Annotated in this window: 15 protein-coding genes; 11 read left to right on the top strand and 4 right to left on the bottom strand. The window is 63.0% G+C overall.

The window, feature by feature from the left end:
• Positions 1-70: 70 nt before the first annotated feature.
• The 11 genes from KUG85_RS12855 to KUG85_RS12905 all read left to right on the top strand — a co-directional run bounded on the left by KUG85_RS12855 (position 71) and on the right by KUG85_RS12905 (position 10,709).
• Entirely contained in the window at positions 71-664 is a 594-nt protein-coding gene (locus KUG85_RS12855; RefSeq protein ID WP_065816987.1) for a GNAT family N-acetyltransferase, read from the top strand.
• A gap of 110 nt (positions 665-774) precedes the next feature.
• Complete coding sequence (gene obgE / locus KUG85_RS12860; protein WP_065816986.1) at positions 775-1,812, top strand: GTPase ObgE; 1,038 nt, start codon at positions 775-777, stop codon at positions 1,810-1,812.
• A gap of 7 nt (positions 1,813-1,819) precedes the next feature.
• Positions 1,820-2,974: a glutamate 5-kinase gene (gene proB / locus KUG85_RS12865; RefSeq protein ID WP_223005841.1), complete on the top strand. Its 1,155-nt coding sequence runs from the start codon at positions 1,820-1,822 to the stop codon at positions 2,972-2,974.
• Entirely contained in the window at positions 2,975-4,261 is a 1,287-nt protein-coding gene (locus KUG85_RS12870) for a glutamate-5-semialdehyde dehydrogenase (RefSeq protein WP_223005507.1), read from the top strand.
• A gap of 14 nt (positions 4,262-4,275) precedes the next feature.
• Complete coding sequence (locus KUG85_RS12875; RefSeq protein ID WP_255606394.1) at positions 4,276-4,917, top strand: nicotinate-nucleotide adenylyltransferase; 642 nt, start codon at positions 4,276-4,278, stop codon at positions 4,915-4,917.
• 138 nt (positions 4,918-5,055) lie between these two features.
• Positions 5,056-5,451, top strand: coding sequence for a ribosome silencing factor (gene rsfS, locus KUG85_RS12880; RefSeq protein ID WP_007009225.1), 396 nt, complete (start codon positions 5,056-5,058; stop codon positions 5,449-5,451).
• A gap of 60 nt (positions 5,452-5,511) precedes the next feature.
• Positions 5,512-5,994: a 23S rRNA (pseudouridine(1915)-N(3))-methyltransferase RlmH gene (rlmH, locus tag KUG85_RS12885; protein WP_065816983.1), complete on the top strand. Its 483-nt coding sequence runs from the start codon at positions 5,512-5,514 to the stop codon at positions 5,992-5,994.
• A 177-nt stretch (positions 5,995-6,171) separates the two neighbouring features.
• The gene (locus tag KUG85_RS12890; protein WP_065816982.1) at positions 6,172-7,479 is read left to right on the top strand and encodes a murein hydrolase activator EnvC family protein; all 1,308 of its coding nucleotides are present in this window, start codon (positions 6,172-6,174) and stop codon (positions 7,477-7,479) included.
• The gene (locus KUG85_RS12895; RefSeq protein WP_223005508.1) at positions 7,469-8,794 is read left to right on the top strand and encodes a S41 family peptidase; all 1,326 of its coding nucleotides are present in this window, start codon (positions 7,469-7,471) and stop codon (positions 8,792-8,794) included. Before KUG85_RS12890 ends, KUG85_RS12895 begins: the two co-directional genes overlap by 11 nt.
• Before the next feature lie 200 nt (positions 8,795-8,994).
• Positions 8,995-10,170, top strand: a complete 1,176-nt coding sequence (locus tag KUG85_RS12900) for a divergent polysaccharide deacetylase family protein (protein ID WP_223005509.1) — start codon at positions 8,995-8,997, stop codon at positions 10,168-10,170.
• 17 nt (positions 10,171-10,187) lie between these two features.
• Positions 10,188-10,709, top strand: a complete 522-nt coding sequence (locus KUG85_RS12905; RefSeq protein ID WP_065816979.1) for an RNA pyrophosphohydrolase — start codon at positions 10,188-10,190, stop codon at positions 10,707-10,709.
• 71 nt (positions 10,710-10,780) lie between these two features.
• Here the strand turns inward: KUG85_RS12905 and KUG85_RS12910 are convergent, their stop codons facing one another.
• From KUG85_RS12910 to KUG85_RS12925, 4 genes are all read right to left on the bottom strand, one after another.
• On the bottom strand, positions 10,781-11,626 hold the full coding sequence (locus tag KUG85_RS12910) for a M23 family metallopeptidase (RefSeq protein ID WP_255606395.1): 846 nt from the start codon (positions 11,624-11,626) through the stop codon (positions 10,781-10,783).
• A gap of 278 nt (positions 11,627-11,904) precedes the next feature.
• Entirely contained in the window at positions 11,905-12,309 is a 405-nt protein-coding gene (locus tag KUG85_RS12915) for a F0F1 ATP synthase subunit epsilon (protein ID WP_065816977.1), read from the bottom strand.
• Between the two features lie 102 nt (positions 12,310-12,411).
• Positions 12,412-13,950, bottom strand: a complete 1,539-nt coding sequence (gene atpD / locus KUG85_RS12920) for a F0F1 ATP synthase subunit beta (protein ID WP_065816976.1) — start codon at positions 13,948-13,950, stop codon at positions 12,412-12,414.
• Positions 13,951-13,973: 23 nt separating this feature from the next.
• Positions 13,974-14,849 (bottom strand): F0F1 ATP synthase subunit gamma, encoded by an 876-nt coding sequence (locus KUG85_RS12925; RefSeq protein ID WP_007009217.1) that lies wholly within the window; start codon positions 14,847-14,849, stop codon positions 13,974-13,976.
• Positions 14,850-14,860: the final 11 nt, after the last annotated feature.

A 14,860-nucleotide genomic window follows, 5' to 3' on the forward strand; every position in this document is an offset into this window, starting at 1 on the left:
ATTCCGGAAATAGGTTCGAAAGGGGAGATGGGTCGCCATCTCCCCTTTCTTTTTGTCCGGAGGAAAAACGATGGTTGCCGAAAGTGAAGACATCGAGAGTGAAAGTCCCAGAGTTGAAATAGATTGCCCGGTCCTCGTCACCGAGCGCCTCGTTCTGCGCATCCCGCGCGACGACGACGTGACCGAACTGGTGGAACTCGCCAACAATCGGCGGCTGGCCGAAATGCTCGGGCGCCTGCCCAACCCCTATCGCGTGACCGATGCGCAAAGCTTCCTGAGCCGCGTTCGCGCCGGCGAGATCAGTGGCTGCACCTATGCCATCACGCTTTCGGAGACCGGCGCCTTCATCGGCTGTGCCGGTGTTGAAAACCGTGCGAATGGCCTGGAAATGGGCTACTGGATCGGTGAGCCCTACTGGGGGCGCGGCTACGCGACAGAGGCTGCGCATGCGCTCGTCGATCTGGCCTTCCGCGCCACGGATATCGACCGGCTGAATGTGTCCTGCCGCGTCACCAACACCGCCTCGCGGCGCGTGATCCACAAATGCGGTTTCCAGTATGCCGGTCAGGGCATGATGGATTCGGTTGTGGCCGGCAAGGTTCCGGTTGAGCGCTATCAGCTCGACCGCAGCACCTGGGTCAGCCTCAGAAGCTGGGGCGCCTGAACGGAAGCTGAGAGCAGGCAAGTCCGCGGTCGGGACCTGTCTGCTCTCGCACTTCTGCGCGTGATGCTGTAGACGGTTCTGCGCAACGATACGGAAAGACGGTCAAACCCATGAAATTCCTCGATCAGGCCAAGGTCTATATTCGCTCCGGCGATGGCGGCGCGGGCTCCGTTTCGTTCCGGCGCGAGAAATACATCGAGTTCGGCGGCCCTGACGGCGGCGATGGCGGCCGCGGCGGCGATGTGTGGGTCGAGGCCGTTCAGGGCCTGAACACGCTGATCGACTACCGCTACCAGCAACATTTCAAGGCCAAGACCGGCGTGCACGGCATGGGCCGAAACCGCACCGGCGCCAAGGGCGAGGACGCGATTCTCAAAGTACCCGTCGGCACGCAGATATACGAGGAAGACAACGAGACGCTCATCTGCGACCTGACCGAAATTGGCCAGCGCTTCAAGCTGGCCAGCGGCGGCAATGGCGGTTTCGGCAACCAGCATTTCAAATCCTCCACCAACCAGGCGCCGCGCCGCGCCAATCCCGGCCTGCCGGGAGAAGAGGCATGGATCTGGCTGCGCCTGAAGCTCATCGCCGATGCCGGTCTGGTCGGCCTGCCCAATGCCGGCAAGTCCACATTTCTCGCCACGGTCACGGCGGCCAAGCCCAAGATTGCCGATTATCCGTTCACCACGCTGCATCCCAATCTGGGCGTGGTGCGCATCGACGCGCGCGAATTCGTGATGGCCGATATCCCCGGCCTCATCGAGGGCGCCCACGCGGGCGTGGGCATCGGCGATCGCTTTCTCGGCCATGTGGAGCGCACGCGCGTTCTGCTCCATCTCGTCTCCGCGCGCGAAGAAGACCCCGCTGCCGTCTACAACACGATACGCGGCGAGCTTGCCGCCTATGGCCACGGCCTCACCGACAAGGCAGAGATTGTTGCACTCAGCCAGGTGGACCTTCTGGATGAGGAAGCGCGGGCCGAAAAGCAGGCAGCCCTTGCAGAAGCCTGCGGAAGGAAGCCCCTCCTCCTCTCCTCGGCCACCGGCGAAGGCGTACAGGACGTGCTGCGCGCGCTCATGAAGATCATTCAGGACGCCCGCACAGACGAAGAAGACGCGGAAGCCGTCGATGACCGCTGGCAGAGATAGGCCAAACATGACCCGCCCCGCGCTCAGCAGCCACCGCCGCATCACGGTCAAGATCGGGTCTGCCCTTCTGGTGGACCGCAAGAAGGGCCTGAAGCGCGAATGGCTTTCCGCGCTGGTCGATGACATTGCCGCACTCAATGCCGATGGTGTCGAGGTGCTGGTGGTCTCGTCCGGGGCCATCGCGCTTGGCCGCACCATTCTGGGTATCGAGCGGCGCACGCTGAAGCTTGAAGAAAGCCAGGCGGCCGCCTCGGTCGGCCAGATCGCGCTCGCCGGCGCGTGGGATGAGGAGCTGCGCAAGCGCGGGCTGAAATCTGGACAGATCCTCGTAACGCTCGGTGATACGGAAGAGCGCCGCCGCTATCTCAATGTTCGCGCCACCGTCTCCACACTTCTCAAGATGGGCGTCGTTCCCGTCATCAACGAGAATGACACGGTCGCCACAAGCGAAATCCGCTATGGCGACAATGATCGCCTCGCCGCCCGCATCGCCACCATGCTCGGCGCAGACCTTCTGGTTCTGCTGTCCGATGTGGACGGGCTCTACACGGCCCCGCCGGCCAGCGACCCCGATGCGCGTTTCATTCCGGTGGTGGATGCGATCACGCCAGACATTGAGGCCATGGCCGGCGCTGCCGCTTCAGAGCTTTCGCGCGGCGGCATGCGCACAAAGCTCGATGCAGGCCGCATCGCAACGGCAGCAGGAACGGCGATGGTGATCGCTTCGGGCACGCGGCTCAACCCGCTTGCGGCAATCGACAACGGCGCTCGCTCCACCCTCTTCAAGGCGAGCGACACGCCCGTACGCGCCTACAAGACATGGATCGCCGGTCAGCTGGAGCCGGCGGGCTCGATCACGGTCGATGCCGGCGCGGTTCTGGCGCTTGCCGCAGGAAACTCGCTCCTGCCCATCGGCGTCACCCATGTTTCCGGCAGTTTCGCCCGCGGCGACACCGTGGCCATTCACGGCCCCGACGGGCGCGAAGTGGCGCGCGGGCTGGTTGCCTATGACGCGGCTGATGCCGTAAGAATCGCCGGTCTGAAAAGCGGCGACATTGCCGAAGTGCTCGGATATGAAGCGCGCGCTGCCATGGTGCACCGCGACGATCTGGTGACAACGCCGCATGCGCGGAATCACCTGAAGGAAAAGGCGGAGGGTTGAATGCTGATGGAAAACAGGCAGGGCAGCGCGGACATTGCCGCGCTGATGAACGATCTCGGTGCGCGCGCCCGCGCTGCCGCCGGCCCGTTGTCCATCGCCACCCCGGATGAGAAGAACGCCGCGCTGGAAGCCATGGCCGAAGCGCTGACGCGCAATGAAGCGGCGATCCTCGAGGCCAACCGCGAAGACATGGCGCGCGGCGAAGAGGCCGGCCTGTCGCCCGCTCTTCTCGACCGGCTTAAGCTCGATCCCGCGCGCATCGCCGGCATGGCCGAAGGCATCCGCGCCATCGCCGCGCTGAAAGACCCGGTCGGCGACGTGATCGCCGCATGGGAGCGTCCGAACGGTCTTCAGATCGAGCGCGTGCGCACGCCACTTGGCGTCATCGGCGTGATTTACGAAAGCCGGCCCAATGTGACCGCCGATGCAGGCGCGCTCTGCCTCAAGGCCGGCAATGCGGTGATCCTGCGCGGTGGGTCCGATTCCGCCCGGTCGTCCGCCGCCATCCATGCCTGCCTCGTGGAGGGGCTGGAGAAAGCGGGCCTGCCTGCCGATGCCATCCAGCGCGTGCCGGTAACGGACCGCGCCGCCGTTGGCGAAATGCTGAAAGGCCTTGGCGGCAATGTCGATGTCATCGTGCCGCGCGGCGGGCGCAGCCTCGTCGAGCGTGTGCAGAGCGATGCACGCGTCCCGGTCTTTTCGCATCTGGAAGGCATCTGCCACCTTTATCTCGACCGCTCGGCCGAGACCGACATGGCGGTTTCCATTGCCGTCAATGCCAAGATGCGGCGCACCGGCATCTGTGGCGCTGCCGAAACCCTGCTCGTGGATCGCGCCGCTGCCGACCGCTTGCTCACGCCCGTTCTGACCGCGCTGTTAGAAGCCGGTTGCGCCATTCGCGGCGATGAAGAGGTCTGCGCCCGCTTCGCTTCAGCAACGCCTGCCACCGACGAGGACTGGGGCACGGAGTATTTAGATGCCATCATCTCGGTAAGGCTGGTGGACGGCATCGATGAAGCGATCCGCCATATCGCCACCTGGTCCTCGCACCACACCGAGGCGATCGTCGCGGAGAATGCTGCAGCCGTCGAGCGCTTCTTCAACGAGATCGATTCGGCAATTCTTCTGCACAATGCCTCCACCCAGTTTGCCGATGGCGGCGAGTTCGGCATGGGTGCGGAAATCGGCATCGCCACCGGCAAGATGCATGCGCGCGGGCCGGTCGGCGTCGAACAGCTCACCTCGTTCAAATACCGGGTTCGCGGCTCCGGCCAGACCCGGCCGTGAGCCCGGATGATTTGATGCCGGTGCCTGCTTCGCCTCCCTCTGTCCCGGCGCGCTATCTGCGCATGCCCCATGTCGAGCCTGGCATGGCTGTCGGGCTCTTCGGCGGGTCGTTCAACCCGCCCCATGCCGGCCACGCGCTGGTCGCCGAAATCGCCATGCGGAGGCTCAGGCTCGATCAGCTCTGGTGGATTGTCACGCCCGGCAATCCGCTGAAAAGCCACCGCGAGCTCGCGCCCCTTTCCGAGCGCATCGCGCTTTCTGAAAAATGCACCAGCGATCCGCGCGTCAAGGTGACCGCCTTCGAGGCCGGCCATCGCATCCGCTACACCGCAGACACGATAGACCTTGTTCAGATGCGCAATCGTGGCATCGATTTTGTCTGGATCATGGGGGCCGACAGCCTGCGCGACTTCCACCGCTGGGAGCGCTGGCGCCACATTGCCCGCTCCATGCCCATCGCGGTGATCGATCGCCCGGGCTCCACACTGGCCTTTCTCTCATCCACCATGGCCAAGACATTCGACCATGCCCGTATCGATGAGGACGACGCGCCAATTCTTGCTCGCAGCAGACCGCCTGCCTGGACATTCATCCACGGTCCCCGCTCCTCGCTGTCCTCGACGGCCATCAGAAATGCGGCGAAAGAGGCGCAGTAACCGCCAGGCTCCGTGAAAACATGTGATCGGCGATGTCTTGAAACTGTTAAGAGACTCTGCCTATCTATTGGGTACCGTTGGCGCGCGCGCCGACGGTGAGCTTGTTCTTATTGGAAAGGAAAGACACTGAGAACAGCAATGACGAAGAAGGCTGACGTGGTGCCTTCGCCGGCCGAGGCCAGTCGGAATCTGGTTTCTCAGGCCGTTGAAACAGCCCTCACGAGTCTGGAAGACTCCAAGGCGGAAAACATCATCTCCATCGACATCCAGGGCAAATCCCCGCTCGCCGATCATATGATCATCGCGTCGGGGCGTTCGCATCGCCATGTGGCGGCGGTGGCGGATCATCTGATCCGCGCGCTCAAGGAGGCCGGTCTTGGCAATGCCAAGGTCGAAGGTCTGAGTGGCGCCGACTGGGTGTTGATCGATACGGGCGACATTGTCGTTCACGTCTTCCGTCCGGAAGTTCGGGAGTTTTACAACATCGAAAAGATGTGGCAGGCCCCCGATCTGGAGGATGAAACGGTTCACTGACCGCCGTCGGCAACGACGGCGCCCATGAGCCACCTCCGCCCACCGGGCAGAGAGGCTGGAATGCATATCGCGATTTGTGCCGTGGGCCGGATGAAGGCCGGCCCCGAGAGGGATTTGGCGGACCGTTATCTGGAGCGTTTCGCAAGGAGCGGCCCGGCTGTCGGCCTGGAGTTTTCCGGCGTCAGCGAAATCGCCGAAAGCCGCGCCAAATCCACCGACGAGCGACGGCGCGAAGAAAGCCGCAGGATCGCGCAGATGCGCCCCGAAGGCTCGGCGCTCTTCCTGCTCGACGAGCGCGGCAGGAACCTCACGTCCCGACAGTTGAGCGAAGCGATCGCGGATTTGCGCGATCAGGGCCGGCGCAGCCTCACCATTGTCATCGGCGGACCTGACGGGCATGACGCCGAATTGCGCCAGGCGGCGGACCGCACCATCGCCTTCGGCGCGCAGACATGGCCGCACCAGATTGTGCGTCTCATGCTGGCCGAACAGCTCTACCGGACGTCGACCATTCTTTCCGGTCATCCCTATCACCGGGATTGAGCGGTTTTTGCCCTGTTTTCACATCCGCGCCCAGTGTTTTCACATCCGCGCATTGACATCCGGCAAAATACAACCAAAAATTGCATACGGCTGCCACATGGTTGATGTTTCCTTAAGGAAACTTGGCCTATGCTGTCTCTGAATGACCTCCACCCCGCGTAGAACGGCAGACCAGGGATGAAGAATGCGCTCGCGCCGCGCCCATATCTCGCCCGTCTCAGGACGGCCGCTACTGCTGCGGCCGTTTTCTGCGTTCTCCCTGCCCCTGCCCTTGCACAGGATGGAATTCAGGTCCTGGAGACCCAGCACAACAAGAGCCAGGTTGAGTTTCAGGACGTTAATCGAGAGATCGCCCTGACCGAAAAGCGGCTGGCCGAGATCGCCGCCGAAATCGATACGATCAAGAACGACAATGCCGCAATCACGGCAGCCCTCATCCAGGCAGCGAAGACGGAACGCAAGCTCAGCGAGGACATCGATGCCATTTCGCTGCGCCTGACCAGACTGCGGCATGAAGAGAGCTATCTGCGCGAATCGCTCCAGTCCCGGCGCGGCGTGCTGGCCGAGGTGCTCGGCGCGCTGCAGCGCATGGGCCTGAACCCGCCGCCGGCCATTCTCGTGCGCCCGGAGGATGCACTCGCATCGGTGCGCAGCGCCATCCTTCTCGGTGCGGTCGTGCCTGAACTGCGCGCGGAAACGGAAATCCTGATCGGCGACCTGCGCGATCTTTCCCGCATCGTCACATCGATCGAGGGCGAGCGCGACAAACTTCAAAAAACCGTGACCGAACAGGCCGAGGAGAAGAAGCGGCTGGCCCTGCTTCTGGATGAAAAGAAGCGTCTCCAGCAGGAAGCGGAGAACCGCATGGCAGCCGAGCAGCAGCAGGCAGAGGCACTGGCCGCGCGCGCCACCAGCCTGCAGGAGCTGATCGGATCGCTCGAGACGGAAATCTCCTCTCTGCGCAAGGCTGAAGCCGAGCGTGCGCGGCGGTTGAGCGAACCGACGTCGCCCGAAAACCGCCTTGGCGCCGGTGCGACATTTGCGAAACGTACCGGCGGGGTGGCCCTGCCCGTGTCCGGTCAGTTTGCAGCCCGATTCGGCGAGGACGACGATACCGGCGCACCACTTCAGGGCGACATTCTAAGAACACAATCCGGCGCAATCGTTACCGCGCCTGCGGGGGCGACGGTACTGTACGCAGGACCGTTCCGTTCCTATGGTCAGCTATTGATACTCAACGCCGGCGACGGTTATCATATCGTGCTTGCCGGCTTGGATAAGGTAAGCGTGACGCTGGGGCAATCCGTTTTGGCGGGCGAACCAATCGGCATGATGGGGGAAGCTCGTCTGGCAAGCATCGCAGGCCCGGGGACCGAGGACGTTACACCCGAGCTGTATGTCGAGTTCAGGAAGAACGGAAAACCGATCGATCCTAAACCCTGGTGGGCTCCGGGACACTCTGGAAGGACAGGAAATGAAACGTAACTTGTCGCTATTGTTTGCCGGCGCCCTGGTGGGCGCATCCGCGGTTTCGCTTCTCCATGGTACGAGCAGCTTTTCGGCAAACGCCGCTGGTTCGGATACCTACCGGCAGCTTGCGATCTTCGGCGACATCTTCGAGCGCGTGCGCTCCCAGTATGTGACCCCGCCCGACGACAAGAAGCTGGTGGAGAGCGCCATCAACGGCATGCTCACCTCGCTTGATCCGCACTCGTCCTATCTCGACCCGGAAGCCGCCAAGGACATGCGGGTTCAGACCAAGGGCGAGTTCGGTGGCCTTGGCATTGAAGTGACCATGGACAACGAACTGGTCAAGGTGGTTGCACCCATCGACGACACACCCGCCTCACGCGCCGGTGTTCTGGCCGGCGACCTGATCTCCGCGATCGACGGCGAAGAAGTCCGCGGCATGTCGCTCAACGACGCCGTCGACAAGATGCGCGGTCCGGTCAACACGCCGATCGAGCTGACCATCCTGCGCGAAGGTGCAGACAAGCCGATCGAACTGACGATCGTGCGCGACATCATCAAGGTAAAGGCCGTCAAGTTCCGCGTGGAGGAAGACGTCGGCTATCTGAAGATCACCTCCTTCACCGAGAAGACCTTCGACGACCTGATGAGCGCCATTGACACGATCAGCAAAGAGGTGCCGGACGACGAGCTGAAAGGCTATGTGCTCGATCTGCGTCTCAATCCGGGTGGCCTGCTCGATCAGGCGGTCAGCGTCTCCGATGCTTTCCTCGACCGCGGCGAGATCGTCTCGACGCGCGGACGCGAGGCCAACGACATCGCCCGCTTCGATTCGCGGCCTGGCGACGTGCTCAACGGCAAGCCTGTGATCGTGCTCATCAACGGCGGTTCGGCAAGTGCCTCCGAGATCGTTGCCGGCGCGCTGCAGGACCACCGCCGTGCCACGGTCCTCGGCACCCAGTCCTTCGGCAAGGGTTCGGTGCAGACCATCATCCCGCTCGGCGAGAATGGCGCCCTGCGCCTCACCACCGCGCTCTACTACACGCCGTCCGGCGAATCGATCCAGGGCAAGGGCATCACGCCCGACATCAAGGTCGATCAGCCGCTGCCCGAAGAGTTACAGGGCCGCGACCTGCGTCGGGGCGAATCGGACCTTCGCGGCCACATCAAGGGTGAGGAAGAGAATGAGGAAGGTTCCGGCTCGATCGCCTATGTCCCGCCGGATGCCAAGGACGACGTGCAGCTCAATGCAGCGCTTGAACTGCTGCGCGGCGAAAAAACTGATCCCGCCTTTCCTCCAAATCCTGACAAAGCGGTCATGAATCAGTAAGTATCGAAGTGTCGTCGCCGGTTTCGAACGAACCGGCGATGACATCCGGGCGACACAACACGCCGGTAAACCGAATTTCGCACGCGGCGATGCGCTTCGCGGCCTGAAATTTGGAATGACTGAACATTGGAGCGGCAATCCTTCAGCGAAGGAGATGACCGGTCTGGATTCTTGGCCCTCGGCCATCGTAACGGGTGGGTATGATTTCGGGGAACAGAGACATAGACCGGCCCCTTGGCCGCGATAGCAGGCCCGAAAAGCCGAAACGACGGGGCATCTTCACCACAGAACGCATATTGGTGAGCCTTGCCGTGATCGCCATTCTCGGCGTCTCCACCGCCGTTGCCCTGCGCGACCGCCCGTTCCGCACGCCCTCGGCAATCGCCGTAACGGAGCCGGTGGAGCAGACAATTACCGAAGCGACGGCGCCGGAGCCCACGGCGGAAGCGCGGGAACAGGGCGCGCCGAACGCCTCGATCACGCGTCTCGGCCCGGAAGAACCCGCCAGCAACGGTGTCATCGTCATCCGCGATCCTTCGGCCATGGGGCAGCACCCGAGGCTTGCACATCTTCCCGACCGGGCACTGATCGAGGAATCGGAAACGGGACCGTTGCCCGTGCGCGATGCCGGCGGCCGCCGCCCGTTCGACGTCTATGCCCGTTCGTGGTCGGGCACGCGGGGCGCCAGGATCGCCGTCATCGTCGGCGGCCTGGGGCTTTCACAGACAACCACGCAGGAAGCGATTGAAACGCTGCGCCCGGAAATCACGTTGGCCTTCGCGCCGGCCGGCAACAGTCTGGGCCGCTGGATGCAGGCCGCGCGCAAGGCAGGGCACGAGGTTGTTCTCCAGGTGCCAATGGAGCCCTTCGGCTACCCCTCGCCCAATCCGGGCCGCAACACGCTCACCGTGGATGCTTCGTCCGCGGAAAATCTGTCCCGCCTGCGCTGGGCACTTTCGCGCATCACCAACTATACCGGCGTCATGAACTATATGGGCGGGCGTTTCACCGCCGATTCGGAGCCCATGGGCGACATCATGGCCGAGTTGGGCAAGCGCGGGCTTATGTATATCGACGACGGCACATCCGCGCGCAGTGTTGCGCAGGACCTCGCGCTTCAGGAAGGGGTTCCCTTCGCCGCGTCCGACGTGCTGATCGACCCCACCGGAAACAGCCGCCGCCCAGAGCGTGGCGAGATCCTGAAGAAACTCGACGAACTGGAGCGTATCGCCCGCGCCAGAGGCTTTGCCATCGGCACGGGCTCGGCGTTCGATGAAACCATAGACACCGTGGCCGAATGGGCTGGCGAGGTCACCGCGCGCGGGATAGAACTCGTCCCGATCTCGGCGCTCGCCGCCGACCCGCAGCCCCGATAGCATTGGAACCCCCAGCAATGGCCAGGAACAACATGTCCGCAGATGACCTGCCTTATCGCCCATGCGTTGGCATCATGGTGCTGAATGACAGGGGCCTCGCCTGGGCGGGCCGGCGCATCGTACAGCCGGATACCGACGAACTGTCCGGCGCAACGCAGCTCTGGCAGATGCCGCAGGGCGGTGTCGACAGGGGCGAGGACCCGCGCGAAGCGGCCTATCGCGAGCTCTACGAGGAAACCGGCATCAAGTCCGTCTCATTCCTCGCTGAAACGCCTGAATGGATCACCTACGACCTGCCCGAGCATCTCATCGGCGTGGCGCTCAAGGGCAAGTATCGCGGCCAGAAGCAGAAATGGTTCGCCCTCCGCTTCGAGGGGCAGGATACGGAGATTGCCATCAACCCCCCGCCCGGTGGCCACGAGGCCGAGTTCGACATGTGGGAATGGAAGCCCATGACGGACCTGCCGAAGCTGATCGTGCCGTTCAAGCGCAAGGTCTATGACAGCGTGGTCGACGCCTTCCGTCATCTGGCGCCCTGAAGCAGTCTCATCAAAAGAATGCACTGAGACCGCCAAGCCTGAAATCACCGTGCTTTCTCTGGCGCAGACACTCAATCCCCGACGATCACCGTCTGCCCGCGCACGGGCTCCCCACGTTCCTGCAACACGCCATCGGCCCTGTAGTTCCGGAACTGGGCCGGCAGCCCTTCGCCGGCAGCGAGGTCCGGCGTGGTCTGCATATGCATATGCAGATGCGGCTCGGATGTGTTCCCGCTGTTGCCGCAGCGGCCGATTTCCTGGCCGCTGCGCACGCGCTCACCAGCCTCGACCGTCACCGAGCCACGGCGCAGATGCGCAAGGAACACGAACTCCCCCTCTCCCAGGTCCAGCACCACATGATTGCCCGCCGGCCGCTGCGCGTCCGTCTCGCCGATGGCCTGATCGGGCAAACCGTCTACGCGTGCGACCACCGTTCCGTCTGCCGGCGCAAGGATCGCACGGTCCCAGCAATGGTAGTCCGTCAGCCTGGCCCCGTCTCCGCTGTGCGATTTTCCGTCTTTGTGAACCACGAAGTCATAGGCAAAGCGCTGTGCCGGGTTCTCGGCGTGGTAGTTCTCCTCCAGAGTGCGGCCACCCCAGAAGACATACCACTCACCCTCGAAGGGCAGGCGAAGCGCGGCGCGTGTTTCGTAGTTGAGATACGCGGACACAGCTTCCTCGGGCACACGCCGCACATAGAAGCCCTCGATATTATCGTCAGGGCCAAAACTCCATTGCCAGACGACATCCGCCCCACTCGCATGGGTGGCGCGGCGGCGATAGGTGCGGAGTGTGCTGCGACGCTCCGTCCGCTCATCGAGAATGTTCGTCTGCGGGCCGAATGTCAGCCTGACCGAAGCCTGGAAGCCCTTGAGATGATTGAGGCTGCCAAGCGCGGCCTGCATCTTGTCCGACATCCGTGACCAGACATCTTCCGCAGAACCCGTTTGAAAAACCTCGGTGAAGTGTCGGCCGAGCTGCAGTGTCCGGAGATCCGGTTCCTGAGCGCACACGCTACTGCCTGCCGCAACCGCGACAACACCGGACAACAGACCAGTCAGCTTGCGCATAATCATCGAAATCGCTCCAGATCACAGTCCGCGTTATCCTAACCCAGCAATCTCATCCGACTGTTACAGGCTCAAACGAAAAAAGCCGGGCGCTGGCCCGGCTTTTCCCTCAAACAAACGGCCAATCAGGCTGGAAGGATAGCGCCTTCCAGCGTCGTTAGCTGATGCAGGAACTCTTCGGCGCGCAGGCGCGTCTCGTGATCCTTGGCGTCTTCGAGATCCTCGCGAGCATCCTGAATGCGACGCGCAAGGTCTTCACGATTGATGTCGTCCACATGCACTGCCGATTCGGCCAGAACGGTGCAGCTATCGGGAAGAATGTCGGCGAAGCCGCCGAAAACCACATAGCGTTCCGTTTTGCCGTCGGCGGCAACGGCCACCACGCCCGGCTTGATGCTGGTCATGGTCGGCGCGTGGGTCGCCATGACTGTCATTTCGCCCTCGGTGCCGGGAATGACAACCGATTCGACATCCTGGGAAACCAGAAGCCGCTCGGGCGAGACCAGATCGAATTTGAAGGATTGAGCCATCTCTGTTTAGCGAATAGCGAATGGCGAACAGCGAACGTGAAATTCGCTTCTGCCGCTTCCGCACTCCCTATTCGCTACTCCCTATTCGCTAATCGCTTCGGATCAGGCTGCTTCCGCTGCCAGCTTCTGTGCCTTCTCGACAGCCTGCTCGATCGTGCCAACCATGTAGAAAGCCGCTTCCGGCAGGTGATCGTACTCGCCGTCGCACAGGCCCTTGAACGAACGGATCGTATCTTCAAGATCAACGAACAGACCCGGCGCGCCGGTGAAGACCTCGGCCACGTGGAAGGGCTGCGACAGGAAGCGCTCGATCTTGCGGGCGCGGGCAACCGTGAGCTTGTCCTCTTCGGAAAGCTCGTCCATGCCGAGAATGGCGATGATGTCCTGCAGCGACTTGTAGCGCTGAAGAATCTCCTGAACCTGGCGCGCCACCTGGTAGTGCTCTTCACCGACGATCATCGGGTCAAGCATGCGCGAGGTGGAGTCGAGCGGATCCACGGCCGGGTAGATACCCTTTTCCGAAATGGCGCGGTTCAACACGGTCGTTGCGTCCAGGTGGGCGAACGAGGTTGCCGGTGCCGGGTCGGTCAGGTCGTCGGCGGGCACGTAAATGGCCTGCACCGAGGTGATCGAGCCCTTGGTGGTGGTGGTGATGCGTTCCTGCAGGGCGCCCATGTCGGTCGCCAGCGTCGGCTGGTAGCCCACAGCCGAAGGAATACGGCCGAGAAGCGCCGACACCTCGGAGCCCGCCTGCGTGAAGCGGAAGATGTTGTCGACGAAGAACAGAACGTCCTGGCCCTGATCGCGGAAGTGCTCGGCAACCGTCAGGCCGGTCAGAGCAACACGGGCGCGCGCGCCGGGCGGCTCGTTCATCTGGCCGAACACGAGAGCGCACTTGGAGCCTTCGGTGGACCCGTCATTCTTTGCCGGGTCCTTGTTCACGCCGGACTCGATCATCTCGTGGTAGAGATCGTTGCCCTCACGGGTACGCTCACCAACGCCGGCGAACACGGAGTAACCGCCATGCGCCTTGGCGACGTTGTTGATCAGCTCCTGAATGAGAACCGTCTTGCCAACGCCGGCGCCGCCGAACAGGCCGATCTTGCCGCCCTTGGCGTAAGGAGCCAGCAGGTCCACAACCTTGATGCCCGTGACCAGAATTTCGGCTTCGGTGGACTGGTCCACATAGTCGGGAGCCGGCTGGTGGATGGCGCGGGTGCCGTCGCCCTTCACCGGGCCGGCTTCGTCGATGGCCTCGCCGACCACGTTCATGATGCGGCCGAGCGTGGCGTCACCGACCGGAACCGCAATCGGGTTGCCCGTGTCGCGCACTTCCATGCCGCGAACCAGACCCTCGGTGGAGTCCATGGCGATGCAGCGGACCGTGTTCTCGCCGAGATGCTGCGCCACCTCGAGAACGAGGCGGTTGCCCTGGTTCTCGGTCTCCAGCGCGTTCAGGATCGCCGGCAGGTGATCCTCAAACTGCACGTCGACAACGGCGCCGATAACCTGACGGATCGTGCCGGCTGCGCCGGTTGCTTTTTTTGCTGCGGTGCTGCGGGTGGAAGCCGTCTTGCGTGCCGGAGCCGCCTTCTTTGCGGCAGTCGCGGACGCCGTCTTCGGGGTCGCTGCTTTGGCCATGTTCGTTTAACCTCTTCGGTCCGTTAGAGCGCTTCCGCGCCCGAAATGATTTCGATCAGTTCCTTGGTGATCTGCGCCTGGCGCTGGCGGTTGTAGGTGATCGACAGCTTGTCGATCATCTCGCCTGCGTTGCGCGTCGCGCTGTCCATGGCGGTCATCTTGGCGCCCATCTCACCGGCTGCGTTCTCAAGAAGCGCACGGAAAATCTGCACCGAGATGTTGCGCGGGATCAGATCGGCAAGAATGGAAGGCGCATCCGGCTCGTATTCGTAAACCGCATCCGAACCTTCGCCGGCGTCCTCTGTGGGAACGGCTGCGGGGATGATCTGCAGCGCGGTCGGCACCTGAGACATCACCGACTGGAATTCGGAGTAGAACAGCGTGCAGATGTCGAACTCGCCCTTCTCGAACAGGCCGATCACCTGACGGGCGATCTCATGCGCGTTCTCGAAGCCGATCTTCTTCACCTCGCGCAAATCCACGCGATCGATGATCAGGTCGCCATGGTCACGACGCAGGATGTCGTAACCCTTCTTGCCGACGCAGAGCACCTTCACGGTCTTGCCATCCCGCAGAAGTGCGCGGATGTGCTCGCGTGCCTTCTTGGCGATCTGGCTGTTGAAGCCGCCGCAAAGGCCGCGCTCGGCCGTGGCAACGACCAGGAGATGCACGTCGTCCTTACCGGTGCCGGCCATCAGCGGCGGCGCGTCGGTTCCCGACACGGCGCCGGCGATGTTGGCGAGCACGGTTCCCATGCGTTCGGCATAGGGCCGCGCAGCCTCGGCCGCCTCCTGGGCGCGCTTCAGTTTCGCCGCGGCGACCATCTGCATCGCCTTGGTGATTTTCTGCGTCGCCTTGACCGAGGCGATCCGGTTGCGAAGTTCCTTGAGGGAAGCCATGCTCGCTCAGC

It is taken from the genome of Nitratireductor rhodophyticola (assembly GCF_019891355.1).
GTDB classification, from domain to species: Bacteria; Pseudomonadota; Alphaproteobacteria; order Rhizobiales; family Rhizobiaceae; genus Nitratireductor; species Nitratireductor rhodophyticola.